The 25,873-nt window shown below is 44.0% G+C and carries 21 protein-coding genes; 17 read left to right on the forward strand and 4 right to left on the reverse strand.

The window, feature by feature from the left end; all coding sequences use genetic code 11:
* Window positions 1-236: 236 nt before the first annotated feature.
* The 3 genes from BMW61_RS14250 (at window position 237) to BMW61_RS14260 (ending at window position 3,557) form a co-directional block, all read left to right on the forward strand.
* Complete coding sequence (locus tag BMW61_RS14250; protein WP_175475220.1) at window positions 237-1,172, forward strand: hypothetical protein; 936 nt, start codon at window positions 237-239, stop codon at window positions 1,170-1,172.
* 169 nt (window positions 1,173-1,341) lie between these two features.
* On the forward strand, window positions 1,342-2,496 hold the full coding sequence (locus tag BMW61_RS14255) for an ABC transporter substrate-binding protein (protein WP_049946189.1): 1,155 nt from the start codon (window positions 1,342-1,344) through the stop codon (window positions 2,494-2,496).
* 176 nt (window positions 2,497-2,672) lie between these two features.
* Window positions 2,673-3,557, forward strand: a complete 885-nt coding sequence (locus BMW61_RS14260) for a hypothetical protein (RefSeq protein ID WP_091823167.1) — start codon at window positions 2,673-2,675, stop codon at window positions 3,555-3,557.
* Between the two features lie 210 nt (window positions 3,558-3,767).
* Here BMW61_RS14260 and BMW61_RS14265 read toward each other — a convergent pair whose 3' ends face one another.
* Both BMW61_RS14265 and BMW61_RS14270 read right to left on the reverse strand, forming a co-directional pair.
* The gene (locus BMW61_RS14265) at window positions 3,768-5,579 is read right to left on the reverse strand and encodes a methyl-accepting chemotaxis protein (RefSeq protein WP_091823170.1); all 1,812 of its coding nucleotides are present in this window, start codon (window positions 5,577-5,579) and stop codon (window positions 3,768-3,770) included.
* Window positions 5,580-6,454: 875 nt separating this feature from the next.
* A complete protein-coding gene (locus BMW61_RS14270) occupies window positions 6,455-7,255 on the reverse strand; it encodes a PDDEXK family nuclease (RefSeq protein WP_091823173.1) in 801 nt (266 codons plus the stop codon).
* Window positions 7,256-7,812: 557 nt separating this feature from the next.
* On the opposite strand from BMW61_RS14270, the gene BMW61_RS14275 reads away from it, so the two are divergent.
* The 14 genes from BMW61_RS14275 to BMW61_RS14340 all read left to right on the forward strand — a co-directional run bounded on the left by BMW61_RS14275 (window position 7,813) and on the right by BMW61_RS14340 (window position 22,954).
* Window positions 7,813-10,458: a glycosyltransferase family 4 protein gene (locus BMW61_RS14275; RefSeq protein WP_091823177.1), complete on the forward strand. Its 2,646-nt coding sequence runs from the start codon at window positions 7,813-7,815 to the stop codon at window positions 10,456-10,458.
* Between the two features lie 132 nt (window positions 10,459-10,590).
* On the forward strand, window positions 10,591-11,637 hold the full coding sequence (gmd, locus tag BMW61_RS14280; protein ID WP_334292848.1) for a GDP-mannose 4,6-dehydratase: 1,047 nt from the start codon (window positions 10,591-10,593) through the stop codon (window positions 11,635-11,637).
* Complete coding sequence (locus BMW61_RS14285; RefSeq protein WP_026499056.1) at window positions 11,637-12,767, forward strand: glycosyltransferase; 1,131 nt, start codon at window positions 11,637-11,639, stop codon at window positions 12,765-12,767. Before gmd ends, BMW61_RS14285 begins: the two co-directional genes overlap by 1 nt.
* Window positions 12,768-12,947: 180 nt before the next feature.
* Window positions 12,948-13,286: a hypothetical protein gene (locus BMW61_RS14290; protein ID WP_091823183.1), complete on the forward strand. Its 339-nt coding sequence runs from the start codon at window positions 12,948-12,950 to the stop codon at window positions 13,284-13,286.
* 169 nt (window positions 13,287-13,455) lie between these two features.
* Window positions 13,456-14,208, forward strand: a complete 753-nt coding sequence (locus BMW61_RS14295) for an ImmA/IrrE family metallo-endopeptidase (RefSeq protein WP_175475221.1) — start codon at window positions 13,456-13,458, stop codon at window positions 14,206-14,208.
* The gene (locus BMW61_RS14300; protein ID WP_091823190.1) at window positions 14,195-15,157 is read left to right on the forward strand and encodes a hypothetical protein; all 963 of its coding nucleotides are present in this window, start codon (window positions 14,195-14,197) and stop codon (window positions 15,155-15,157) included. The genes BMW61_RS14295 and BMW61_RS14300 overlap by 14 nt, the downstream gene beginning before the upstream one ends.
* 154 nt (window positions 15,158-15,311) lie before the next feature.
* Window positions 15,312-16,253 carry a GDP-mannose 4,6-dehydratase gene (locus BMW61_RS14305; protein ID WP_091823193.1) on the forward strand — a complete coding sequence of 314 codons (942 nt, stop codon included), beginning with the start codon at window positions 15,312-15,314 and terminating at the stop codon, window positions 16,251-16,253.
* A 74-nt stretch (window positions 16,254-16,327) separates the two neighbouring features.
* Window positions 16,328-17,116, forward strand: coding sequence for an ABC transporter permease (locus tag BMW61_RS14310; RefSeq protein WP_330388533.1), 789 nt, complete (start codon window positions 16,328-16,330; stop codon window positions 17,114-17,116).
* Between the two features lie 24 nt (window positions 17,117-17,140).
* Window positions 17,141-18,349, forward strand: coding sequence for an ABC transporter ATP-binding protein (locus BMW61_RS14315; protein ID WP_091823196.1), 1,209 nt, complete (start codon window positions 17,141-17,143; stop codon window positions 18,347-18,349).
* 74 nt (window positions 18,350-18,423) lie between these two features.
* Complete coding sequence (locus BMW61_RS14320; protein WP_091823199.1) at window positions 18,424-18,915, forward strand: hypothetical protein; 492 nt, start codon at window positions 18,424-18,426, stop codon at window positions 18,913-18,915.
* A complete protein-coding gene (locus BMW61_RS14325; RefSeq protein ID WP_091823202.1) occupies window positions 18,912-20,108 on the forward strand; it encodes a glycosyltransferase family 4 protein in 1,197 nt (398 codons plus the stop codon). Before BMW61_RS14320 ends, BMW61_RS14325 begins: the two co-directional genes overlap by 4 nt.
* 77 nt (window positions 20,109-20,185) lie before the next feature.
* Window positions 20,186-21,250 (forward strand): glycosyltransferase family 4 protein, encoded by a 1,065-nt coding sequence (locus tag BMW61_RS14330; protein WP_091823205.1) that lies wholly within the window; start codon window positions 20,186-20,188, stop codon window positions 21,248-21,250.
* Between the two features lie 754 nt (window positions 21,251-22,004).
* Complete coding sequence (locus BMW61_RS14335) at window positions 22,005-22,649, forward strand: MPN domain-containing protein (protein ID WP_091823208.1); 645 nt, start codon at window positions 22,005-22,007, stop codon at window positions 22,647-22,649.
* A 17-nt stretch (window positions 22,650-22,666) separates the two neighbouring features.
* The gene (locus tag BMW61_RS14340; protein WP_091823211.1) at window positions 22,667-22,954 is read left to right on the forward strand and encodes a hypothetical protein; all 288 of its coding nucleotides are present in this window, start codon (window positions 22,667-22,669) and stop codon (window positions 22,952-22,954) included.
* 461 nt (window positions 22,955-23,415) lie between these two features.
* Here the strand turns inward: BMW61_RS14340 and BMW61_RS14345 are convergent, their stop codons facing one another.
* Window positions 23,416-24,858, reverse strand: a complete 1,443-nt coding sequence (locus BMW61_RS14345; RefSeq protein ID WP_091823213.1) for a hypothetical protein — start codon at window positions 24,856-24,858, stop codon at window positions 23,416-23,418.
* A gap of 16 nt (window positions 24,859-24,874) precedes the next feature.
* Window positions 24,875-25,849: a hypothetical protein gene (locus BMW61_RS14350; RefSeq protein WP_091823216.1), complete on the reverse strand. Its 975-nt coding sequence runs from the start codon at window positions 25,847-25,849 to the stop codon at window positions 24,875-24,877.
* Window positions 25,850-25,873 lie beyond the last annotated feature (24 nt).

Raw genomic sequence — 25,873 nt, forward strand, 5'->3', positions numbered from 1 at the left:
AGACCTCGGCGAACTTCCCGAGGAATCCAAGTGGCTCATCAGGATATTGATTGGCGCCTGGGTACTGATCGGCGCGTACTTCTTCTATTCGAGGAAAAGTGGCAAGATTTCGAAAGAATAGTTTTTTCACCAATAGAGTGATATAATAGTCGGCGATAACAGATAACGGCAGTGAGCCAAGTGCGCATATAACAGCACAAACCCGGCAGCTGACCATTACAGGAGGAAAAAAAATTATGAAAAAGAAGACTATCGCAACATTATTAACACTTGCATTTGCTGTAAGCATGATCGGATGCGGACAGGCTAAGACAGAAGCTCCCGCAGAGACAGCTACAGAGGCTGAGAGCACAGAAGCAGCTGATACAGCAGAGACTGAAGAGAGTGCAGAAGAGACAACAGAAGAAGCAGCAGAAGAGACAACAGAAGCAACAGAAGAAACAGCAGAAGAGACAACAGAAGAAGCAACAGACGCAGCAGAAGACACAGAAGCTGCAGACGATGCAGAAGCTGCAACAGGCGATGTTATGAGCCATGATGATTTTGCTGCTGCTGATCTTGATGCAGAGGTTACAGTTGAGACCTATGTACAGGCTAAGCAGGGCTGGTGGGAGAAAGACGGCGTAGGCGTTGCTACTTTCTACACACAGGCTGAAGATGGTGCATACTTCCTTTACAACATGCCTTGCTCTGAGGAAGACTACGCTAAGCTTGAGCAGGGAACCAAGATCAAGGTTACCGGTTACAAGACAGAGTGGGAAGGCGAAGTTGAGATCATCGATGCAACTTACGAGATCGAGGACGGAAGCTTTGTTGCTGAGGCAGAAGATGTAACAGCTGACCTTGCAAGCGACTCTATCATCGACCACCAGAACGAGTTCGTATCTTTCACAGACATGACTGTAGAAGCAAGCAAAGATGCTGATGGAAACGAAGTTGCTTTCCTTTACAACTATGACGGATCAGGCTCTCAGGGCGACGACCTTTACTTCAACGTATCTGCTGATGGAAATACCTACACCTTCACAGTTGAGTCCTACCTTTGCGACAAGGACTCCGACGTTTACAAGGCTGTTGAGGCACTTAACGTTGGCGACAAGGTTGACATGGAGGGCTTCCTCTACTGGTACCAGGGCGTTAACCCCCACATCACCAAGGTTACTGTTAAGTAATAAAAAACCGAGACATGCAAATCGCTCAGACTTTGCAGTATTTTGAGGAATTTTTAATAGAAATTAAATAGTATTGGCATATATAAGGCGCTATCATAATATTGGTAGCGTCTTTATTTTTTTGAGATATATATGAGTTTGTGAAAAGACGCCATGAGGGGAAACACAAATGGATGCAAAAGTTGTCCAATTCAGCGACTATGTAAAAAAGAGAAAAAGTACGCCGATCAGAAGACTTCTGAGCTATTTCAAAAAACTGAAAAAGTCAGGCGCATTCACAGGCAGAAGCATCGCGTTTCTGATATTTTTTGTTGCGATGGCGTGCCTTATTTCAGGCTGTAAAGCGCCTAAAGGAAGGGGAGACAAGCTCCTTGGCAGCGAGATCACAGTTGGCTTCGCGCAAGTTGGTCACGAATCCGATTGGCGAATAGCGTCCACCAATTCGGTGAAACAGGCACTTTCTGAGGAAAATGGCATAAAGCTCGACTTCATTGACTGCGACAACGACACCGATGTTCAGATAAAAGCCGTTTCCGGCTTCGTTGACAAAAAAGTTGACTACATCGTCATTGATCCCATAGTTTCCACAGGCTGGGAAGACGTCCTTACAAAAGCGGAAGAGGCCGGGATCCCGGTGATTGTAATCGACAGAACCATTGATGATTCCGAGAAATACGTCACCTGGCTCGGGTCTGAATTCACAGATGAGGGCCTGGCCGCCGGCGAGTGGCTTAAAAACTATGCAGCAAAAAAAGGCCTCAAGGAGATAAATATTATAGAGGTTACGGGAAATGAGGGCTCTTCAGCGGAAAACGGGCGCTCAGCCGGTTTTCACAAGTATATCGAGTACGAGGCCTGGAACATCATTGACTCCCGGGACGGCGAATTCACCGAGGAGGGCGGAAAACGCGTCATGGATGAATTCTGCGAGGAATATAAGGGCGAGTTCAACGTGATCGTGGCCCAGAATGACAACATGGCCTTTGGGATCATGAAGAGCCTCGACGAGCACGGTATCAGCTACGGAGTTGGCGGCGACATGATAATAATTTCTTTCGACGCCTGCAAGAACGGACTTAAAAATGTACTCGATGGTAATATCAATGCAGACTTTGAGTGCAATCCACTCCAGGGCCCTGCTTGCCTTAAACTCATTTATGACCTGGAAAAACAGGCCAAAATTCAGAAGGAAACCTTCATGTCAGAGACCTGGTACGCCGCCGAGGACATCGTCCCCGAGATAACTTATTTCAACAGCATGGGTGAAGAAGTGACCGAACCGATCGTGGTTGTGGACAAGGCGGCAGTTGAGGCTGCTTACTAATTTGGTCTCCGATTTTTTTAAAAAAACCAAAATTTCATCAACCACAAAAACCATATTTGTGGTATAATACATTCATGGCAAACACAATATCTTGTGTTTTTGGGGAAAGCCAGATAATCTGCAATCTTGTTGGTAAAAAGTCACTTTTCTACTGAAAAAAGTTTTTTGGGGGAGTCATGGACTACGATTATCTATCTTCAATTGTTTCAAATTACAGTAATCTGACATCGCTTAATTCCATGTCCGGAGGACTGCTCGGAGGCAGTTCGGCTCTTGGAAGCGCATCCGCATTGGCGAGCATCGGAAGCTCACTTGATACAGCTGATGCCACAAGTGCTCTTGCAAGTGCCAACTCTTTTTCAAGCATACTTGGGATGGTTATGAAGTCGGATCTTCTCGGGCAGACAGCTTCTTCCGAAGATTCTGCAGAGGCCATTGTTAGTGACCTTTCGAAGGAGGCAGAGGATAGGCTGATAGGTATCGCCGGTGCCGCATCTGACGGCACAGCAGAGGGCGAAGCCAGAAGCAACCTGATTCTCCAGAATTACCTCTACACTGCGATGATGAAGGATTCTATCGACAATTCCCTTACAGATAAGGCGGATTTCACATCGGGACTCTTTTCTAATCTAGCTGTCGGATCCGAGGATGGTGAGGGCAATTCAGCACTCAGCGCGCTCACGGATACAGCACTTTCCGCAATCGGCAATTACTCAGGCTACAAGAGTTTACTTGATAACTCGTCAGAAGACCTGCAGAGCATAGTGCCATCAGTGGCATCCGGCTCGAACAATAGAAGCTCAGCAAATGCGATAAGTTCATCGCTTAGCTCAGATGTAGCATCTCTTGATACTTCTGATGAAGACAGCATCATCTCTTCCTACACCGGACAGGGATCACTTCTTCGCGAGATGCTAAACAGCCTCTCAAGTGATCTCATGAGCACCTCGGTTGCAAGCCAGGAGACCAGAACTTCTGACAGAAGCATCGACTCACACCTTAGAAGCGCCGACAATCCGAATACACACCTGAGACTTCGCTCAGCTTACGGCAGAGCATGATCAGGAATAGCATGCGACCTAGCGGCCTGATGAATTAAAATCGAGTCATACAAATTCTAAAAGAATGGCGTAGAAAACCGGTAACCACCTGATTTTATTAGGCGATTACCGGTTTATTAGTTATTTACCTATATTTCTTTATGAAGAAGCAAACGATATTTTTAAATTCACCTTAAATGCTGCGAAGCATTTCTTGTATGTTAACTTTTATTACAGATTCTCAAAAATACTTGTACTCTGATTCAGTCTCTCTGTAACCTTGTTATTCTCAATCATCGCACTATCGATACCCTGGATTTCACCAACAATCTCAGTAGAGTTCGTAGCGGAAAGACCGATGGCCTCTGTACTCTGCTTAACCGACTCAGTGATGGACTCAACGGAATCAGCCATGCGATCCATGATGGTATTGAGGTTGTCTGCCTTGTTCGAGAACTTCTCAAGCATGTCATCCATCATAATAGCAGCCTGCTCGTACTTGTCTCCGGTTTCCACGAAAGAATCATAGTCAGCGATAACGGTATTATTGATGAAATCGATAACTTCCAGAGCATTATTGGAAAGGCTCTTAACAGCGGTTGTCACCTCATTACTGATAACCTGAATGTTACCGGCTGTCTGGCGGCTGTTTTCAGCAAGGGCACTGATTTCTTCAGCAACAACGGCGAAACCTTTTCCTGCTTCACCTGCTCTTGCAGCCTCAATAGAAGCATTCAGAGCAAGGAGGTTTGTCTGAGAAGCGATGTCGAGAATGACATTGGTAAGCTCGTTGATCTGGGAAACCTTCTCACTATCCTTAACGGAAATCTGGAGAACCTCGCCAAGTTCTGTAATCTTCGCGCCGGTATTCTCTTTCTTCTGAGTTGCAGCGGTCTTGATCTCGTCTGCCTCATTCTTGATTGTGATAGCGGTCTGAGCACCTTCTGCAGCTTCTTTTCTGATCTCGTCCGCAGCGTCCTTAACTTCTTCAAGACGTCCGTTGATCTGATCAGCTGTTGAAGAAACAGTATCCATACTTGCAGACAGCTCTTCCAAAGCAGCTGAAGTATTTGTGATGTTATCACTTGCCTTCTGAATCTGGTCAGTCATCTCATCGGCAGAAGTACGAAGTACAACAGTACCGTCTTTTACATCCTTAATAATATCCTGAAGAGTGCCTATAAACTGGTTGATTCCATCCACAATTGACCAAAGCTCTGTCTTGGTCTGTGTTCTTACACGAGTGGTAAGATCACCTTTTCCTGCATTGATGTTGTCGATGATACCAACAACTTCATTAGAGATGGCACTGATCTTGTTACTGATTCTGACAATGCTAAGTACAAGACCTGCAACTATGCAGAGAATGATAATTATAATTCCGATAACAGCCTTTTTGGTACCATCGTTGAGAGTCAGCTGAAGGTAGGCACCTAAACCAACTGACAGCCCCTGTATTGATGCCTCGGCAGTATCGAAAGCAGCGTTCATGCTGGTCATATTTGGATAATAAGATGAAGAAAGAACAGCGAAAGCAGGCTCCATGTCCCTTGCCATGCAGCTTTCCATTATAGAGTTTGCATCAGCAAGAAATGCGTTAAGGGAGTTTTCAAGAGCTGCATATTGCTCAGCGCCATCAGCAACCTGAGTAACCAAAAGGCTGGTGCTGAGATACTCGGTGAGCTCAGGTATCTGTGCTTCTGCAGCCTTAAGAGTATCTGCGTATCCCTGCAAAGTTTCATCATCTACACTCTCCATAGAAGCTGCACCTATAAGTGCACTAAGACTACCGTCTATCTGAAGAGTAGCTTGTTTGAGTTTTCCTTCTGCAATAAGAGTGTCAACTTCATTTGTGCTGGCCGTAACCGCAGTATTCATCATGCCTTTCATACTGTTAACCAGAATGATGGTAACAATCACAACTGCTAACAGAATCACCAGGTTTACTGCAAGATTCTGAAATGCAATCGTCTGGAAAAAGGCACCTTTCTGTGCGGTCTTCATGGTTTCTGTTTCATTGTTCACATTTCTTTCGTTTGCCATTTCTTCGCCTCCCCATAAGGTAAAGTGATTACATGAATAATCTAACTAGCACAAGAGGATTTGCCTCTTGCGCATAGTGGTTTTTATATACAATTATTATAGCGCGTTATGGGGATTCAAATCATTAAATAAAAATAAAATAAGCGTGAAATCGTTAATAAAATAGAGGAAACTGTTGGAGAGATTCGTGTGATTGGCCAAGGATAAATCCAGATAGGGAAAGCTTTCCAAAAGTTTTATCTCGCGGGAGCTCTGTGCTGGCCAGAGATAACACTAATCGCGAACAATTGTTGTTCAGATTTACGCAAGGAAGCAAGTAAAAAGAAAAAGATAAATCCGGCAAGAGATAATCATCTATAAGTTTTATCTCGCGGGAGCCCTGTGCTGGCCAGAGATAACACCAATCGCGAACAATTGCTGTTCAGATTTACGCAAGAAAGCAAGTAAAAATAAAAAGATAAATCCGGCAAGAGATAATCATCTATAAGTTTTATCTCGCGGGAGCCCTGTGCTGGCCAGAGATAACACCAATCGCGAACAATTGCTGTTCAGATTTACGCAAGAAAGCAAGTAAAAAGAAAAAGATAAATCCGGCAAGGGATAATCATCTATAAGTTTTATCTCGCGGGAGCTCTGTACTGGCCTGAGATAACACCAATCGCGAACAATTGTTAGTAAGATTTACGTCCGGAGCAAACAAGAGCAAAAGAGATAAAACCGCCAACGGAAAATCCCTAGTAAGATTTATCTCTAGACCAAATGAGGCTTAAAGAGATAAATCTGCCAAGCCAAAAACCCTAGTAGGATTTACCCCCGGAGCAAAAAAGACCTTAAACTAGCCAAAGCAAATCAAGAGAAAAGCCTTATCCATCCCATCACATCAAATAATGGTCAATTATCCTCATAACCTTCTTAATATTCAGCGGTGTCGCAGCCGTTTCCCTGGTTATAATCAATCCATCACCCAGGAAAATTCCACTCTCTTCATACTCATCAATCTTCTTAAGCAAATTCCTCTCAACATAACCCGGATCATCAAGCCGCCCCAGATGCTCCCAGTAAACAACCTTCCTCGAAGGCATCTTCAGAATAGTAAAATCAGGATGCACCTTCACATCACCAAGAAATAGCGGACACTCATACTTGTAGGGAATCCCTGCTTTCATAAGCGCGTTGGCAATCATAACCTCAGACTTTGAGCGCACTTCCTCGCCCAAGTCCGTGTAATGCTTAGCCACACCGGGCTCAATCTCATAGGGCTCATAAGGCTCCTCCAGCCAACCCTTCACAAACTCTGAATCTGGTAAAAAATGCGGAGTGATCAGAACCTTCCTACCCGGATTTAAAGCATCATAAGTTTGCTCGTAAGTCTTGGCCGGCATCTTCTTTTGATAGCTGTGGATTGCCGAAAGCTCTCTGTTGACCGCGTCCAACGTGCGCGCATCGTAGTCGCGCTGAGCAAGCTGCTTAGCCTTGTCGTACTCACTGTTCCGAAGGTACTTAAGACGAGAATCTGCGCCGCCCCCACTAACATAATAGTAAGACTTCCCCTTATAATTTCTCACCTTGAGCCTCCCCGAAGGCGCCTTCTTAAGCTTGCTTTCGCAGACCTTCATAACCTTGTTAAGTTCTGCCTCTCTCTTTGAAAATTCCTTGTTAATATCAACCTCAGACATAAAATCTCCTTTCACTTAAACAACTTATAATTTGAGGAAAATCGCATTTTGAGTACAAAAATCAAACCTTAATGGGCGCAAAAAGGCCGCAAAAAGGGACAGATAAAAGCAAAACACATGCCAATATCTGAAAAAACCATATGTAACGGAATGGAATTTGTGGAATGGAATCCGTTGTCAAAATTTTTAAATGTTTTCAAAATGGAAAACGCAAGATGAAAAATCTTGCAAAAAGACATTCTCTCCGATAGAGATTGTATACTAACATAAAATCACATCATATGTCAAGTATTCAATATTATCGTAAAATATGAGCACCATAAAAATAAGCTATATTCTCTAAGCCTAAACATTAAGCCCAAAATTAAAGCCAATACCCCCCAGGATCTCCAATACAATGCTCTGGCATCTAATATCACTACAACACCTAACATCACTACAGCCCCTAACATAATCCTCCACAATACTTCACGCCCCACACACAGAAAAAATCCCACAACCCCGATTTTTCAGTTATTATAGATACAGAAAAAATAAAAAGGAAACCAAGTCAAATCATGACGACAAGTACTATCAACAATAGTAATAACGATAAAAAATCCATACAGCCCAAGCTGCCCATACCGGCAAGGATCACGGAATTCATCCTCACCCTCTACCCGGTCATCGGACTCATTATCGCGGTGACGCTCAGGCTCTGCTCCGTACAGCGCCCGTACTATGCCCTGATGACCATGGCGCTTGCCTTCGTGCTGCTGACCTTTCTGACAAACAAAATCCCGCCGCTCAGGCACTGCAGAACCCCGGAGTCCGGCACCAACCTGCACCTTCGCGAATTTGTAGTAAGGTACTGGCAGCTCACCCTGACCGCGCTCCTGTGCCTGCTCTACCAGGCGCTGCACCTCGGACGCTCGGCCAGAACACTGATCAGCGGCCTCACACTCTACCTGCTCATCTACTTCGGCTTTTTATATGGAAAAAAGTACACGAAAAGACCCGGCAGAACCCTGCAAATACTCGCAGTCCTTCTGGCGGTAACCTCAATCGTCGGCATCATCTGGTGGGTGCAGGGCACCTTCCCGCCCATCGCCATCAGCGAGGAAGCTGCCAAATACTTCATCTCGGCACCGCACCGCATGGTATCGGTGTACATACACCCAATAATAGCGGCCACCTTCATGCTGCTGCTGGTATCCATCGTGATCTTTTCTTTGGGGGAAAAATTCAATAGGTCAATCCCGGATAACATAATAAGGTTCATCCTGCTTTTCATTGGAATCGCCGGAATCTACGCAAGCTTCACAAGATCAGCATATCTTGTCCTCGCTGCGCTCCCGATATTACTGTTACTCAGACTCCGCAACAACAAAAACAGGACAACCAACGCACCCGGAACCACAGCAAACCAAACCGGTTCCACCCCCAAAAACTATAAATCAACCAAAAGCATCACCGCATCAGGCAAAAAGCCCCTACCCACCGTCACCAAAATCCTCCTGATCGCCATCACCGTAATCCTCGTCCTGACCCTCCTCTACATCACCGGAGTGGCAGGCACGATCTACGAGAGATTCTTCGGAATCAACTGGCGCGAGGATCCCTCCTACACCTTCCGCATCGATACATTAAAAGTCACAGCGGACAGCATGCGCGAAGAGGGAATAGGACGATTCCTCTTTGGAAGAGGCCAGGGCAAAGGCGACAACATCCTGAAGGAAACTACCTGGCTTATTGAAAAATACGAAGTAATACCCGCCATCGACAACTCCTTTAGCACCATGCTGCTGGACCATGGAATCTTCGCCTTCATCCTGTTTGCAGCGCAGCTCCTGATAGTCCTGAAAAACAGCCTGAAATCCAGAAATCTCATCTACTACCTGCTCCTTCCCCAGCTCGTCATGGCCATCACATTTGATGCGCAGACCTGGCCAGGGACGGAATTTATGCTCTTTGTCATGATAGGAATTGAGATGGCAGGCCGCCGCTACCCGCACCCAGGCTTTAGCAAAAATCGCCCGCTCATTATAAGCGGTAGAATCTTCGCGCAGCCTGTCACCGGCGTTCAGCGCTACGGCATCGAGATCATCAAACAGATCGACAAAATGGTGGAGCCCGGCGAAGCCATCCTCGCGCTCCCGCAAGGCGAACTGGTGACGACGCCTGACTTTAAGAACATTGAGCTGGCAGTCATAGGAAAAGGCAACGGCAACAAGTGGACCCAGATATATCTGCCGCTTTTTGCCTATAAAAAGAGAGGAACCATCCTCACACTCGCCGGAATAGCGCCCGCGATTAAGCCGGATTACGTGGCAACTCACGACATATCCTTCATGCGCTACCCCGACTCCTATGGAAAAGCCTTCCGCCTCATGTACCGCTGGGGCTACCTCATCACACTCTACAGATGCAAGGGCATCATCACCATCTCGGAATTTAGCCGCGATGAGCTCATAGCCTTCTATGAACTCGATGAGGACAGATTCACAATAGCCGGGAACTCCGCTGAGCAGATCCTTGAAAACAGCAGATTTCACGCCGCTCCTGAAAATAAAGAATCAGACAATTCTCGTGAAACCAGCAAACAGAACACTACTATAGAAGAAAAACCCGCAAGCCTCACAGATACCGCCACCCTCGCAAAATGGGGACTTACCCCTTCCGAGCCATACTACCTCAGCGTCGGCAGCAAGAACCTTCACAAAAACCAGAAATTCATTAAGAAGCTTGCGAAAAAATACCCCGACAGAAAATTCGTGGTAGCAGGCGGCAGCGCAGCAAGATCCTTCGGCTCATCGGGAGATATGACCATAGACGACACAGAAAACAGCGTACCGGCAGGAACAACACCCGGCAAGGTTCCCCACAACCTCATCCTCACCGGTTACATCTCTGACGAAGACCTGCTCACTCTGTACGCCTACGCCCACGCCTTCATCTTCCCTTCATTATATGAAGGCTTCGGCATACCACCCATGGAGGCCATCCTCTCAGGCGTAAAGCACATTGCGCTGGCGGACATACCCGTTCTTCGTGAGATATACACCAAGGGCTGCTACTTCTTTGATCCTAAGAATGTTGATGCGTTTGACATAGACAAATTAAATAGAGAAAAAAGTAGCATAACAGAAGAGGACAGAAACTTCTATATAAGGACATACTCCTGGAAGAACTCAGCAAAAAGAATTCTCGGAGCAATACGATAACCACAAAGCAACTATTAGGCAACCACAAAGCAACTACAAAATAACCCCACTTTTCAAATCCATAAAAATGCGCTATGATATTAAATTGTCTAACTATGTAAATTAAGAAGTATCAAAAAACAAAGGAGATAAATAATGAAAAAGGCACTTATCACAGGTATCAACGGTCAGGATGGTTCATATCTTGCAGAATTCCTTCTTGAGAAGGGCTATGAAGTACACGGCACAGTTCGTCGTTCTTCCATATCTAATACAGCCAAGATCGACCACCTCCTCGCAGAGAACAAGATCAAGGTACACGACGCAGATATGTCTGATTCTTCATCACTTTTCAGACTTATCCACGAGATAGAGCCTGACGAAATATACAACCTTGCAGCTCAGTCTCACGTACAGGTATCCTTCGATGCACCTGAGTACACAGGAGAGGTTGACGCTATCGGCGTCCTCAGAATCCTTGAGGCAGTAAGAGCACTCGGACTCACTAAGAAAACAAAGGTATATCAGGCATCCACATCTGAGCTCTATGGTAAAGTTGAGGAGCTTCCTCAGAAGGAGACCACACCTTTCCATCCCTACAGCCCTTACGCTGTAGCTAAGCAGTACGGCTTCTGGATGATCAAGGAGTATCGTGAAGCTTATGACATGTTCGCAGTAAACGGAATCCTCTTCAACCACGAGTCAGAGCGCCGTGGTGAGAACTTCGTTACAAGAAAGATCACACTGGCAGCAGGCCGCATCGCAGAGGGACTTCAGGACCACCTTGAACTCGGTAACCTTGATTCCAAGCGTGACTGGGGCTATGCTAAGGACTATGTAGAGTGCATGTGGCTCATCATGCAGCAGGATACACCTGATGATTTCGTAATCGCAACAGGCGTACAGCACACAGTACGCGACTTCACAGAGAAGGCATTCGCAGCAAACGGCATCAAGCTTCGCTGGGAAGGCACAGGCGCTGATGAGAAGGGCTACGACGCAGAGACAGGCAAAATGCTTGTATGCGTAAATGCAGAGTGGCTCCGTCCCACAGACGTTGACAACCTTTGGGGAGATCCCACTAAGGCTAAGACAACACTTGGTTGGAACCCTCAGAAGACAAGCTACGAGCAGCTCGTAGAGATCATGGCTAAACACGACAGAGAACTCGCTAAGCAGGAAAAGAAAGCAAGGGCGTAATGAGAGTAGCAATCGTACACGACTGGCTTCCCTTCATGGGCGGTGCGGAAAACGTAATAATAAATATGCATGAAGTGTTTCCGGACGCTCCCATCTTCACATCCATGTGCAACAGGATGAACATGACGGGAGCCCTTCGTGACGCCGATATTCGCACAACTCATCTTCAGAAGACGGAGAAAAAGCCGTTAAATCACAGGAAACTCTTCCCGTTCATGCCCACCGCAATGGAGAGCATCAACTTAAACGGCTATGACGTAGTCATAAGCAGCAGCACAAGTGTTGGCAAGAGCGTAATCACAGGTCCCGACACACTTCACATCTGCTACTGCAACACACCCATGAGATACGCTTGGGAGCAGAGATTCAACTACATCGGTCCCCTGACGGGCAAGGGCGCATTCAAACAGAAAATGATCTCATATTTCATGACCTTCATGAGAATGTGGGACTACGTAACGGAAGCGCGCGTTGACGTATTTGTTGCAAACTCCGTCAATGTCGCAAGGCGAATCCACAAACACTACAGAAGAGACGCCTACGTTATCCATTGCCCTGTGCGCATGAGAATGTTCCACACCTCCGAGGAGGACGGCAACTTCTACCTCTGCGTATCAAGACTTCAGGAGTACAAGGGAATCGAGCTCGCAGTCAGAGCGGCTACTAAGGAAAACCTGCCTCTCTACGTAATAGGAACAGGCCCCATGCGTGAGAAACTTGAACAGATGGCAGGACCCACCGTTAAATTCCTTGGCTTCGTTCCGGATGAAGAGCTTCTTGATTACTATGCAAAATGCAAAGCCCTCATATTCCCCGGAGTAGAGGACTTCGGAATAACTCCTCTTGAAGCTCAGGCCAGCGGCAGACCCGTAATAGCCCTTGGTAAGGGCGGAATCCTTGAAACCGTAATCGAGAACGAAACAGGTGTATTCTTCGACGAACCCACACCCGAATCCCTCCTCGATGCGATTCACAGATTCGAGAAGATGAGCTTTGATAAGGAAAAACTCCGCGCCCACGCTATGGAATTCGATGAGAGCGTGTTCAAGGAGAGACTTAAGAGATTTGTCGACGAACAGTACGCTATATTTGTAACCAAGCAGCTCGAAGGTGTAACAGTATATAAATAATAAGATGATATACAGAATAATCAGGATCAGTAAAATGGTTCTGATTATTTTTTTGAAAAACAAGTTGCAATTTATAAGAAAAATATTGCAAAATAAAAAACAAAGTGCTACATTTAATTATAGAAAAGGATGATGATTCTCATTGTATGAGAATCTGTTGCGTTGCAACGGATATGAGAGATGAATAAGTTTATAAAGAATATTAATATTTATTTGAAAGAAAGAAAAATTAAAAATGCTTACATTACCCTGGTTACGGGGTGGGAGAAGAGCAAGGTTAGTAGAGTGTTAAGTGGTGAAGCTGATCTTAAAATGGATGATGCAGAGCTATTGGCAACATCGCTTGGAAAAGATATGAATTTCTTTCTTGGCTCGCCGGATGACATGGTACTATCAAGTGCCGGAGGTGAAAGCTTAGCATTTTATGCAGGGAAGCTTGGAAAGAACGATAAAGAGATTGCGCATAGTCTGCTCGACATGTTTAAGTTTTACGATGCACTTACCAATTTGGAAATATGAGAATCCACTACTAATCGGTAGTGGATTTTTTGTGCTTGGTATGAAAAAGGAGTAAAAAATGGAAAGAGAACGATTTTTCTATATTTTGAACTACATTAAGACTAATGCCAGAAGTATTCAGGACAATTGTAGAAAATTTTATGACTATATGCATAGAGATAACGCATATGTGATTCCTGATATTAAAGCTGCGTCAAGAATAATTTTTCAAAAAGAGGGTTTTAAGTTTCTGCATATACCTATGAAAAGTCACGAGATAGGCGCTTTTCAGCTGGCACTTAATGGCAATAAATATCTTGTTATGAATTCTTCCATGAGTCTTGCTAACAATAATTTTGCTGTTGCGCATGAACTCTATCATTTGATTATCCAAAATACAAAAAATGAAAACGGAGCGGAATTTTATCTTAACAATTATGAGGAAAATGATGATGAGATGATGGCCAATGCATTTGCCGGAGCAATCATGATGCCGGCTGAAGATTTTATCAGCACTGCAAGCATGCTTAGAGATGTAAATGATGCATCAGAAAGGATGGATGATTATTATCTGGAGAAAATGCTGGAAGTTCTAACCCTTATGGAATACTATAAGACGACATACATGTCAGTTGTTATAAGGGCTTATGAACTTGGCGTTTTTGACCGTGGAGATTCGAAACTTATTGATTTTTTCCTTGAACATAATGACGAAAAAGTTTTAATGGAGATTTTTAAAGGTTTGGAAAGCAAACTTGGAACAGAGTCAATAATGGAAGCAACTTATGAGGATGATTTTGGATCCTTGCTCGAAGATGCAAAAAAGCAAGGGCAGGAATATCTCAAGTTGGGGCTTATAACCGAAGAAGATTTGGAGTACAGGATTAATGGCATGGAAAATGCATACGAATCCATAAAGGAGGGAATGCATGGGGGCCACTGAAACAATCAATGCCATTAAAGCTGAAATAGCAGACATCTCAATTCAGGACTGTGATGAGGTTCTGGATAAAATTTTGAAGGCAAAAACAGTTTTGTTTTTTGATACGGGATTTTTTGAAAAGGCAGCAAAGTATAGTAAACGCGCGAAAATTATTGAAATTATCAAGAGAATGGAGGCGGATATAACCGGTATAACAATAGTTATGTCTGAACTTGTTCTCTATGAGCTTAGAAGTGTTGATGGGTTGGGGCTTAATCCGGTTGATGCTGATTTTTTGAAAGCTTTATATGATGAGGGCTTTTGTATTACGATTCTATCAGAGGAGAATCTGTGTGATTCTATGGATAAGTATATAAAACGTAGTGCCACAGAGAAGAATAGCCAACTGGTAAAATTCATTTATGATAATAAAGCAAATTTGACAAAGCTGTGTGGTGTGATAATCAGGGATGGAGACTTCCCATATATTGGTATGCTTGAAAATGGATATAAGGTGCCAAGAGAACCAAACTACGTCGCTGAGGTTATAAGCGCGATTATAAGAAGGAAGCAGGATAGAGACAGCCTTGCCGAAGAACTTATAACTCTGGCGTTGTTGTTTTTACTGGAATTACCAGGCCGTACAAGATATATGTTTTGTACTAATGACTACGCTGCCATAACAAGATTCAACAAAGCAATGCAGACATCTGCAGGTAGTAACGAATCTCGAGCGGCGTGTGTTAGTTTTCTGTCATTTGTTCAATATGCTATACAGGAAAAGATTTTTTTGAACGAAGATAAGCAGGATATATTGAGACTGCTTAGATGTTCTGTTGGTGAGGAGGTCTTGGTTCTGAGGGATGATAAATTACCTATACATAAAACATGGGTAACACTTAGTATAGAGAGTGCCGCCGAAAGACTGCTAAATGGGGAGAGATTTCTGGATATGACACATAAAAAATAATCTACTCATTTATCACACTTTCCAAAAATTACAAAATAAGTTACAATAGTGTGTCGAACCAAATTTATTACTCGTGAGAGTGTGGAAAATACTCATTGCCTTCCCCTTGGGGGGAAGGTGGCGCGAAGCGCCGGATGAGGGGAAGAAGGTAACTATGAAAAAGGTTCTAATCTTCGGCGTCGGTGGTTTTGTAGGAAGCTACCTCGCAGCAGAATTCAAAAACAATGGCTATGACGTATACGGAAGCGACCGCATCGGCATACAGGATTCGCCCGACATGGACGGAACCTTTGTTGCGGACCTTTCCGATTCAGACAGAGTTAAATCTATAGTTGCGTCAGTAAGACCTACACATATTGTAAACCTTGCAGCTATCAGTAATGTTGGACTATCCTGGAAGATACCGCGCACAACAGTTGAAGTTAATGTTAGCGGAGCCCTCAACATCCTCGAGGCAGTACGTGACAACGACCTTGATACCAAGGTTCTCCTCATAGGATCCAGTGAAGAGTACGACATCACAGATAAACCCATGGACGAGAACACCAAGCTCAATGCGTCTAACCCTTATGGAATATCCAAGGTAATGCTTGAACAGTTCTCAGCAGTATACCGCGACTACTATGGCATGAAAGTATACCATGTTCGCGCCTTCAATCACACAGGTGTTGGACAGAGCGACAACTTCGTTATCCCTTCCTGGTGCAAGCAGGCAGCAGAGATATCCTGCAGCGGCAAGCCCGGAACCATGAGAGTCGGTAACCTTGAAGTAAGCCGCGACTTCAGTAACGTCAAGGACGTAGTTAGAGCTTACCGTATGATAATAGAGAGTGAGAATTGCAAGGAGATCTACAACGTCGGTAACGGAGAATCCGTTCCGCTTAGAAAACTCCTTGAGTACATAACGAGCCTTTCAGACCAGCCTATCACAATAGAGACTGATCCCAAGCTCGTACGTCCAGTTGAGAACCCCGTTATCTGGTGCGATCACTCCAAGATCACCAGAGATCTCGGCTGGGAACCCGAATACAACATATTCGACACAGCAAAAGAACTTTTCGACTATTATGTTGAGATCGAAAACAACAGAAAATAAAAAAATCCCATCTAGCCTTCCCTTGGGGGGAAGGTGGCGCGAAGCGCCGGATGAGGGGAAAAAGAGGTACAATTTTGGCAAAAACAATCGACCGTGTCCAGGAATTATATGACTACAGACAGATGATTTTCAGTACTGTCCACAGAGACTTGCGTGGAAGATACAAGGGTTCAGTACTCGGATTTATGTGGACCTTCCTAAACCCGCTGTTCCAGCTCCTTGTATATACCCTCCTCTTCTCAGTAATCATGAGAAGTAACATAGAGGACTATTACCTCCATCTGTTTGTGGCACTTGTTCCGTGGATCTTCTTTAGTACATGTATGAACGAAGGAAGCGGATGCATCCGCGATTCAGAGGGAATAGTTAAGAAAATCTACTTCCCCAGAGAAGTCATACCGATATCCTACGTTACCAGCCAGTTTGTAAACATGCTATTCTGCTTCATAATTGTGCTTCTGGCACTGTGGGTAGACGGACGCTTTACAAACCCCATTGTTTACGTATATCTTCCCCTTATTATGATAATCGAATACGCCATGGCGCTTGGACTCACATTTATTCTCTGCGCATGGAACGTATACCTTAGAGACGTAAAGTACATCATGGGTATTCTCTGCATGGCATGGCAGTTCATGACTCCTATTATGTATTCCGTAGATCAGTTGCCGCCCAAGCTTATTAAGATCTTTTACTTTAATCCTATGACCTCTGTCATAGTTGCTTACAGAGATATACTGTTCTACCAGCAGACACCTGAACTTGACACCTTGGGAATTGCCTGCTTTATGGGTATCTTTTCCCTCATAGTCGGATGGTTCCTGTTTGACAGACTTCAGCGCGGATTCGCTGAGCAGATGTAATTATAGAAAAGTGGTAAGGATAAAATGAGCGAACAATACGCAATTGAAGTAGAAAACGTAAAAAAGGAATTCAAAATATATCATGACAGGGGGCAGACTTTAAAGGAGATGTCTCTTTTCAAAAAGAGAAGAGCCTTTGATAAAAGAACTGTTCTAAAGAATATCAGCTTTAAAGTCAAAAAGGGCGAGGCCATCGCACTTATCGGACATAACGGCTGCGGTAAGAGTACTACACTAAAGCTATTGACCAAAATCCTCTATCCCGATGAAGGAAGCATCACCATGAGAGGACGTGTATCCAGTCTTCTGGAGCTTGGTGCCGGCTTCCATCCCGACATGACCGGCCGTGAGAACATCTATAACAACGCATCAATCTACGGACTTACGAAGAAGGAGATTGATGAGCGTGTTGATAGTATAATCGCATTTTCAGAGCTTGGAGAATTCATTGACCAGCCGGTAAGATCCTATTCATCAGGTATGTACACAAGACTTGCTTTCGCGGTTTCTGTTAATGTGGATGCCGAGATTCTTCTAGTGGATGAGATTCTGGCGGTAGGTGATGCCAATTTCCAGGCCAAGTGCTATGACTACATGCGCGGACTTAAAGAAAAGGGCGTAACAATAGTAATTGTTACACATGCGCTTGGAACTGTTAGAAGCTTTTGCGAGAGAGCTATCTGGATTCATGGTGGAGAAATTCGTGCAGAAGGCGAGTCCAACCCCGTTGTAGATGAGTATCTTGCTTACATGAATGCTGAGAGGGCCAAGGCAGAGGGCAGACCCGTTGAGCAGTCCGCCGACTCCAATCATTATGGAAGCGGAGAAGTGGCTATAGAAGCCTGCGAGATTATTAATTCCAAGGGTGAGGTTACCAGAGCACTTGATGCAAACGAGAACTACACCATGAGGGTAAAATACAACGTGGTTAAGCCTGTTAAAGGCTTCATCTTTGCCTACAGTATCTTTGACGGTGATCAGAGATGCATTTTTGGTATAGAGTCAACCAACAAGAATCTTCACCTGAATGGAGATAAGGTTGGCAAGGGCACAATTGAGATTGACTGTGCGCCCCTGAACCTCCTTACAGGAAAATACAGACTTCAGGTTTCCATAACAGACCTTAGCAGAAGTCCCCTTGATTACTACAGGGAGTACTGTAAGATCGATGTGATTAATCCTGTCAGCGAGACCGGAATTATCCACTATGACACCACTTGGAGGATTGTCTGATAGCCGGATATTAGTACCAATGATGATCCGGTCATATCGGATTTATTGAAAGAGATAACTCAATCGGAGAGAACATGAGTCATAAGAAAATAAGCATGGAACAGCTCATACAGGAGCTTGAAAAAAGCGAAGAGCAGCGCGGATATTCAGCTAACATACCCGATTTTAGTGACGTGGTAGTTGATGACATGGTAGTGCTTGATGAAAATTACAGTTTCGACCGTCTCAGACAGCTCATGGAGGATTTGAAGAGAGGCTATAACGTATCTGTGGATACGCCTATTCCTGGAGGTGGAGCAAAGGGTTTTGTGAAAAAAGCTTTGAGAAAGCTCTTTCTTCCCGTTATAAGACCTATGAACGAGCAGCAGGTTGCTTTCAACCTGGCAGTTGTTCAGTGCCTCAATCAGATATTCCTCTACATAGAGCAGAATGGCGGAAGTCTTGCCCCTAATGATGAGAATGTTGTTAATAGCAGGGCAGAGCTTTACAAGAGACTTGATACGATTGAAAAAGCCGAAGAAGAGCTTGCTACCAGATTGCTGGTATTGGAAGAGAATAATAAATGAAAAAGATTTGTTTTGTAATACAAAGATACGGTACAGAGGTCAACGGCGGTGCTGAGACGCTTTGCAAGCAGCTTGCGGAGCGCATGACTGACAGATACGAGGTTCATGTTCTCACCACCAAGGCCATTGACTACATGACCTGGAAGGATGAATATAAGGCGGATGAAGAAGACATAAACGGCGTTAAGGTTCGCCGTTTTTCTGTAAAGAAGTGTAGAAACATCCGCATTTTTAATGCAATAAACTGGGTGTTCCTTCACAGGATGCTCTCTCCTGTTCTGGAGAACAGATGGATAACCGAGCAAGGGCCTTATGTTCCCGAGTTATTAGACTACATAAGGGATCACAAGGATGACTATGAGGCATTCATCTTTATGACCTACCTCTATTATCCTATCGTTAAGGGAATAAGCATTGTACCTGAGAAATCAATAGTGCTTCCCCTTGCTCACGATGAGCCTTTCCTTAGGATGAGGATATTCGATGATGTATTTAATCTTCCCAAGGCATTTCTCTTCGAGACAGATGAAGAGAGAGACCTTGTAAGAAGAAAATATAACAACTATCACATTCCCTACAGACTTGGCGGAGCTGGAGTCGAGGTTCCGGATAGAGTATGCGGGGAGGATTTTAAGAAGAAGTACGGCCTTGATAACTACATAATCTATGCCGGTAGAATCGATGAAGGCAAGAATTGTAAGGAACTATTTGACTTCTTCCTAAAATACAAGAAGGATCATCCCGATGACATAAAACTCGTGCTTATTGGAAAGCCGGTAATAGAGATTCCTAATCACCCTGATATCGTGCCTCTTGGCTTTGTCAGCGAGCAGGATAAATTTGATGGAATGGCAGGCTCCAAATTCCTCGTTCTTCCTTCGAAGTTCGAGAGCTTATCTATAGTTGTGCTTGAGGCATTTAGCCTTGGCAAGCCTGTCCTTGTAAACGGTGAGTGCGAAGTACTTAAGGGCCACTGCGACAAATGCGGCGGCGGCTTCTATTACACCAACTATTACGGTTTTGAATCCAAGAGCCTACAGCTCCTTCGAAATCCTGAACTTCGCGACGAAATGGGAGAAAAGGGCAGAAAATACGTCAACACAAGATTCAGATGGAACATCATTTGCGGCAAACTCGCAGAACTCATAGAGTATGTAGATACTGATGTACTGAATGGGGATGAAGATCAATAAATTGCCTTCCCCTTGGGGGGAAGGTGGCGCATAGCGCCGGATGAGGGGTCCGGAAATTAAGAATACGGAGAAACTAAATGAGAATAGTACAAATTCTTCCTACAATCACTATGGGTGACGCGGTAAGCAATGAAACCCTGGCTTTCTACCATGCCTTAAAGGAGGCAGGCTACGATACTGCAATCTACGCCCAGAATATAGGTGACAAACTCCCTAAAGGATTCATATATCGAATTGACGAGTACAAGGATGATGCTGACTTTATCATCTATCACCTCTCTATCGGCGGCGAGATCAACAACAGACTCATGGGCTACAAGGCAAAGTGCCTTATCGTCTACCACAACGTAACTCCAGAGGAATTCTTTGCTCCTTACAGCATGCAGAGTCAGATGCTCTGCAGAGAGGGCATAGAGGCCGTAAAGATGCTTTATCAGACCCCAGTTATGTGTATCGCTGACTCCGAGTTTAACAAGCAGGACCTCATCAGATTGGGTTACACCTGTGACATCAAGGTTCTGCCCATTCTCATGCAGTTCGATGACTACGACAAGAAACCCAGTCAGAATGTACTTAAGAGATTTAAGGACGACGGCTACGTGAACATACTGTTCACAGGACGTATCGCACCTAATAAGAAGCAGGAGGACATTATCAGATCCTTCTACTACTACAAGACTTACATCAACCCCAAGTCAAGACTGATACTTGCAGGCTCCTATCAGGAGCAGGATATCTATGCCAGGAAGCTTCGCAAATATATTAAGCAGCTTGAACTTGATGATGTGATAATGACAGGCCACATCCCCTTCGATGAGATTCTGGCCTACTATCACCTGGCAGATGTATTTGTTGTTCTTAGTGAACACGAGGGCTTCTGTGTACCACTTGTTGAAGCCATGTACTTCGGTAAGCCAATCGTAGCCTACGATTCCACCGCCGTTGGCGAAACCCTCGGCGACGCCGGAATCCTCCTTAAGGACAAGGATCCTAAGCTTGTCGCAGAAGCAATCGACAGAATTGTCAAAGACACCGACCTTCGCGACTACTTCATCCAGGCCGGCAAAGACAGACTTGCTACTTTCGCTCCTGAGAAGGTTAAGAAACAATTCATCCAGATCGTAGAAGAAGCAATAAAATAAAAGTGTCCTAAAGCCTTCCCCGTGGGGCGCTCGACGTCCGGGGGACGTCGGCTTAGCGCCGACCGGAGCGGAGCGGAGACAGGTGGCGCGAAGCGCCGGATGAGGGGATGATACAACAAAAGCACCATATTCGGCGCTTTTTTTGTTGTATTTACTGTGTTTTAAGGTTCATCCTTGCCTCGCGGGAGCCCTGTCTCGGTCATAGATAACTCCAATCGCGAACAATTGTCTCTGAGATTTACGCATGAAATCAAGAAAAAGGTAAAAGATAAATCCCCATAGCTGAAACCATCCATAAGTTTTACCTCGCGGGAGTAAAAAAGTGGTTGGAGGTAAATCCAGTCGCGAAGAATTGTCTCCGAGATTTATGTATGAAATCAAGTAAAAAGAAAAAGATAACACCACAGGGCTGAAATCGCTCAGAAGTTTTATCTCGCGAGAGTAATGTGTGGGTTAGAGATAAATCTGATCGCGAAGAATTGTTTCCGAGATTTACGGATGAAAGCAAGTAAAAGAAAAACGATAAAACCCCCAGAGGGATTTCTCAATGTGGATTTACGAATCGAATCAAGTGAAAGAAAAAAGATAAATCCAGCTAAGTAATAGTCTCCAAAAGTTTTATATGTTGGTTATGAAGCCACTTCATTACGTCATCAGAATCCGGAAGGATTATTATGGGGCTCTGCCCCATACCCCGGCCGCCTCTAAGGAACTGGCTATTTGCTAGAATAATTCTCGGGAAGGTTTCAATGCTATGTGGCGAAAGACAAAATTTCAGAACAATGGTATAATTAATACAAATAAATTGATAAACGAAGGAAATAATATGAGAAGTGATTCCGGTTATGATTCTCAGTTAGATGATATAGTACCGGTAGAGAACAGAATTACAGAAGCAGTTATTGATAATCTGGCCAAGCCTATATTTGTTACTATTCAGGACGATTCAATTTCTGAGTACATATATTCTTACTGTAAGCATCTACTTAAGTATTCGATGGAACGGCATGAATCAAAAGAAGTTGCATATGCAATTAATCTTAATACGCTTGATTTTGTCGGTGCAGTTTTTGGTACTTCCAGAACGGTAGATATTGAGGAACTAATATCAAAAATGGATGGAAGTGAATATATATTTATTGTACTTCACAATCATCCTAGTAATAGTACTTTTTCACCGAAGGATCTAAATACTTTTTTTGAGGCTATAAATATATCAGTTCTGGTGGTGATAGGTAATTCAGGCGCTATTCATGTAATAGAGAAGACAAAACCAGTTTCTGAAGAAAATTATTTGTTGATAAAAAAGATTCTTATAAATTATAGGAAAGCATTATGCGACTTCGATGAAGCGATAAGTGGCTTGCAAGAATTTGGAGTAATATATAGCAGTTTCTGAAAGGAATGGTGGCAAGTATGAATGAATTTATTATTGAGAAGCCAAAGCTTGATAAACCTTATGAAGCGCCATTTTCATATACGAAGAGTGATATGGACAGAATGAATCGTAAGCGTGAACGCGCAGCTGAATTGGGAATAAAATTATTTATTCTTGATAGTGAAGATTCAAATGATAGACTTAGGGAACTTGAAGAAATTATAATAGATGACTATATTGATATGGATAAAGATGTTCCTGAAGAATTGAAAAAAGAGTATCTTGAGCTAAAAAAAGCATTTGAACAGAAGAATAATATACATTAAAACAGGAACCATCATGGTTCCTGTTTTAATGTAAACAAAGTATACAGTCTGAAGCGTTAGTAGGATGTATGGATGAAATAGTCCTAAAATGTTTTTATCAGTAGGATATGGTTGAGAGATTAGGTCATTCCGTTCCTCGTCAGTCAAGGGACTTTCGCGGCATAAATCCTCGCACATAGGATGTGCCACGGTTTATTCCACGGTTCCCTTGACTGACTTGCTTTCCTGCGTATACAGGCTGTGCCGATAACGGGGAACTGGATATGAGCCATGGATATCCGTTATCGGACATTCATTGTACGCAGGAAAGTCACTTCATTATGTCATCAGAATCCGGAAGGATTATTATGGGGCACTGCCCCATACCCCGGCCTCCTCCAAGGAACTGAATATATGTTTCTACCTGAATCAAAATATACCCGAAAAAGTCAAAATGAAATTGCCTAAGAGAACGGGAACCATCACTCGATGGTTCCCGTTCTCTTAGCAATATATAATCTTACAGAAGCTCTTGAAGCTCCTTTACTTGTATCAGGAGCTGCTTTATGTACTTGGTAGTTAGTATCAAGATCTCCATATCTGAATTCAAGATATCTGGTGGTATCTTCCTCTACAACACTGTAATCATCATAGAATCTGACAGCCTTAACTTCAAAGAAGCCATGCTCGTGGAGCTTGAATCTGATGGATCTGTCACTCATAAGGTGACTATAATAGCCGTCACCATGTGTCATGGCGTCAAGTTTGTAGGCATCGGCACCGCTGAGAGTCCAGGAATTGGTTGTAACCTCCAGATCTCTTATGGCAAATCTCACAGCCTCTCCTCCTGTAACCTCAGACCTATAAGGCACTCCTATATAGGAGAAAGTAACAGGGTTATAACCGGGCAGTAGGATAAGATCAAGGCAAACCTCAACAGAAGGCTTATCCAGAATGACATCAACATTATTCTGTGCCTGAGCTATCACGAGCTCGGCATCGATATAGCTTATAATCTTAAAGCTAACACGAGCCCTTACAGTATCGTCAGTATTATTCATTAGATAAATGGCAGCAGTCTCTCCGCCTGTCGAATATCTCTCACAATAAATTCCTGTGGGATCAAAACCCCTCCAGTGTTTGTCAAATACTACAGAGACAGGAGCATCTGATCCCGGTAATACAGGCATAGTGAAGAGAAGAGAGTCGCGGATAGACTTAGCTGTTCTGCTCAGTTCCTCTTCGTAAAGTGTAAAGTGTATATCCGAAGGAGATGTGATAAGCACATTATCATAAGTATCAACTTCATCAACATCGGAGAGGATATCATACATTGCTTTGGAACCTGGCATCATCTCTCCGGCAAAATCCCCGATATGAGCATTCACAGGAGCGGCAGAATCTTCATCATCAGAAGCATTACCAGAGCCATTATCATCACCTGCACCACCACATTTATATTTCCCCTCAAGATACTGTCTCAAAGCATCCATCTGGCAATTATTCAGTGCAGAAAACTCTGCATCAAAAGGTGATATCTCCGGTACAGGATACTCTGCATCGCAGGGATATTCAAAACGGAATTCTAAAGGCTTAGAAACAGGTTTCGAATCCTCTTCCGGCGAAATCTTCCTGCCAAGACGCTCAATAAAACCGGGCGCCTTATGAAGATCACGAAATTCCTCTATATTTGCGATCTGTAGCCCAATACTCTCGCAGCGTTCCTGGCATTCGGGAGAGAGCGCAACAGAGGAAAGATATAGTTTCCTTGCCATTCCTTCTGATAGCAGATTGTCAGCATGAAACAGCTCATTAAGACCAGGTACTCTGCCAAGTAAATCCTTGTAACATGCAACAACAAAATCAGAATCGCTTGAATATATATCAGTATTTAATAGATAATTGAAATCCTTTGTCTCGGACATCTCTAAACTCCTTCAATTAATTATTCAGCATCTCCCACACTCTCTCAAACTCAAATGGAATAAGCACATTGGGGCCTGCATGAAGCTCCTGCTCACCTGCATCAACCGCACGGATAAATTCCTTCAGCTCCTCAGGATGAAGCGGATAAACCCCGGGAATACCCTTTAATTCCTTCAAATTCTCCTCATCCGGCATAATACCATCAAGCAGCGCCACTGTAGGAATCCCGCTGTAAGCAGACTCGAAGATAATGGAAGAATTACCGCTTCCTATAACCATATTGTGGGAGGAAATAGCATCATACACAGTAACTGAGGAATCCAGGAAGGTATAGCCCTCCTGAGACAGAATCGGCATAATCCCATTATCACCAAAGGCCATCTTGATAGGAATATCAGGACCTATATTATCGCGAAACCACTGCGCGAACCCCTCTACTCCAAGCTTGTTATAGAAATTAGGCACATTACTTGGGAAAAATACAGGCTTACATCCGCCAAGCCCTGTGGGTACGGAAGTCTCTTGTCTCTTCTTGATCCAGCCCACAACCTCTACCTGCTTGCAGGTCTTACGAAGCTTGTAATACATATTATTCCTGTAGGGAACAAGCACCAGATCAAACTGATCAATAAACGGAATCTCACTCTCATGCATGAAAACACCCATATCATGAGGATAATAAACCGTCATGTCAGGATGGAATTTATCAAGAAACTCCAAGGGAGCAATAATATTAGGATCCGGATGGTGATTGGAAAACTCATAGGTCTTGGAATCAAACCACAGATGGGATGATGTGATAAGAGTAATGGAATATACCTTGGAGAGCTCATCCAGGCGGGTAACCATCTCATCCCGCTCATAAGGAATCCTGTGATCATCCACCAAAATAGCAGAAGCACCCTTACTCACAAAATAATCAAAAAGGGGATGGATGGAGTTCTCTCCGCCATATCCCAGAAAAACAAAGTATTTAGGCTTTGTACTCATAAAAGCTCCCTTCAGACCCCACCT

The sequence above is a fragment of the Butyrivibrio sp. ob235 genome (genome assembly GCF_900109475.1).
Taxonomy (GTDB): Bacteria; Bacillota; Clostridia; order Lachnospirales; family Lachnospiraceae; genus Butyrivibrio.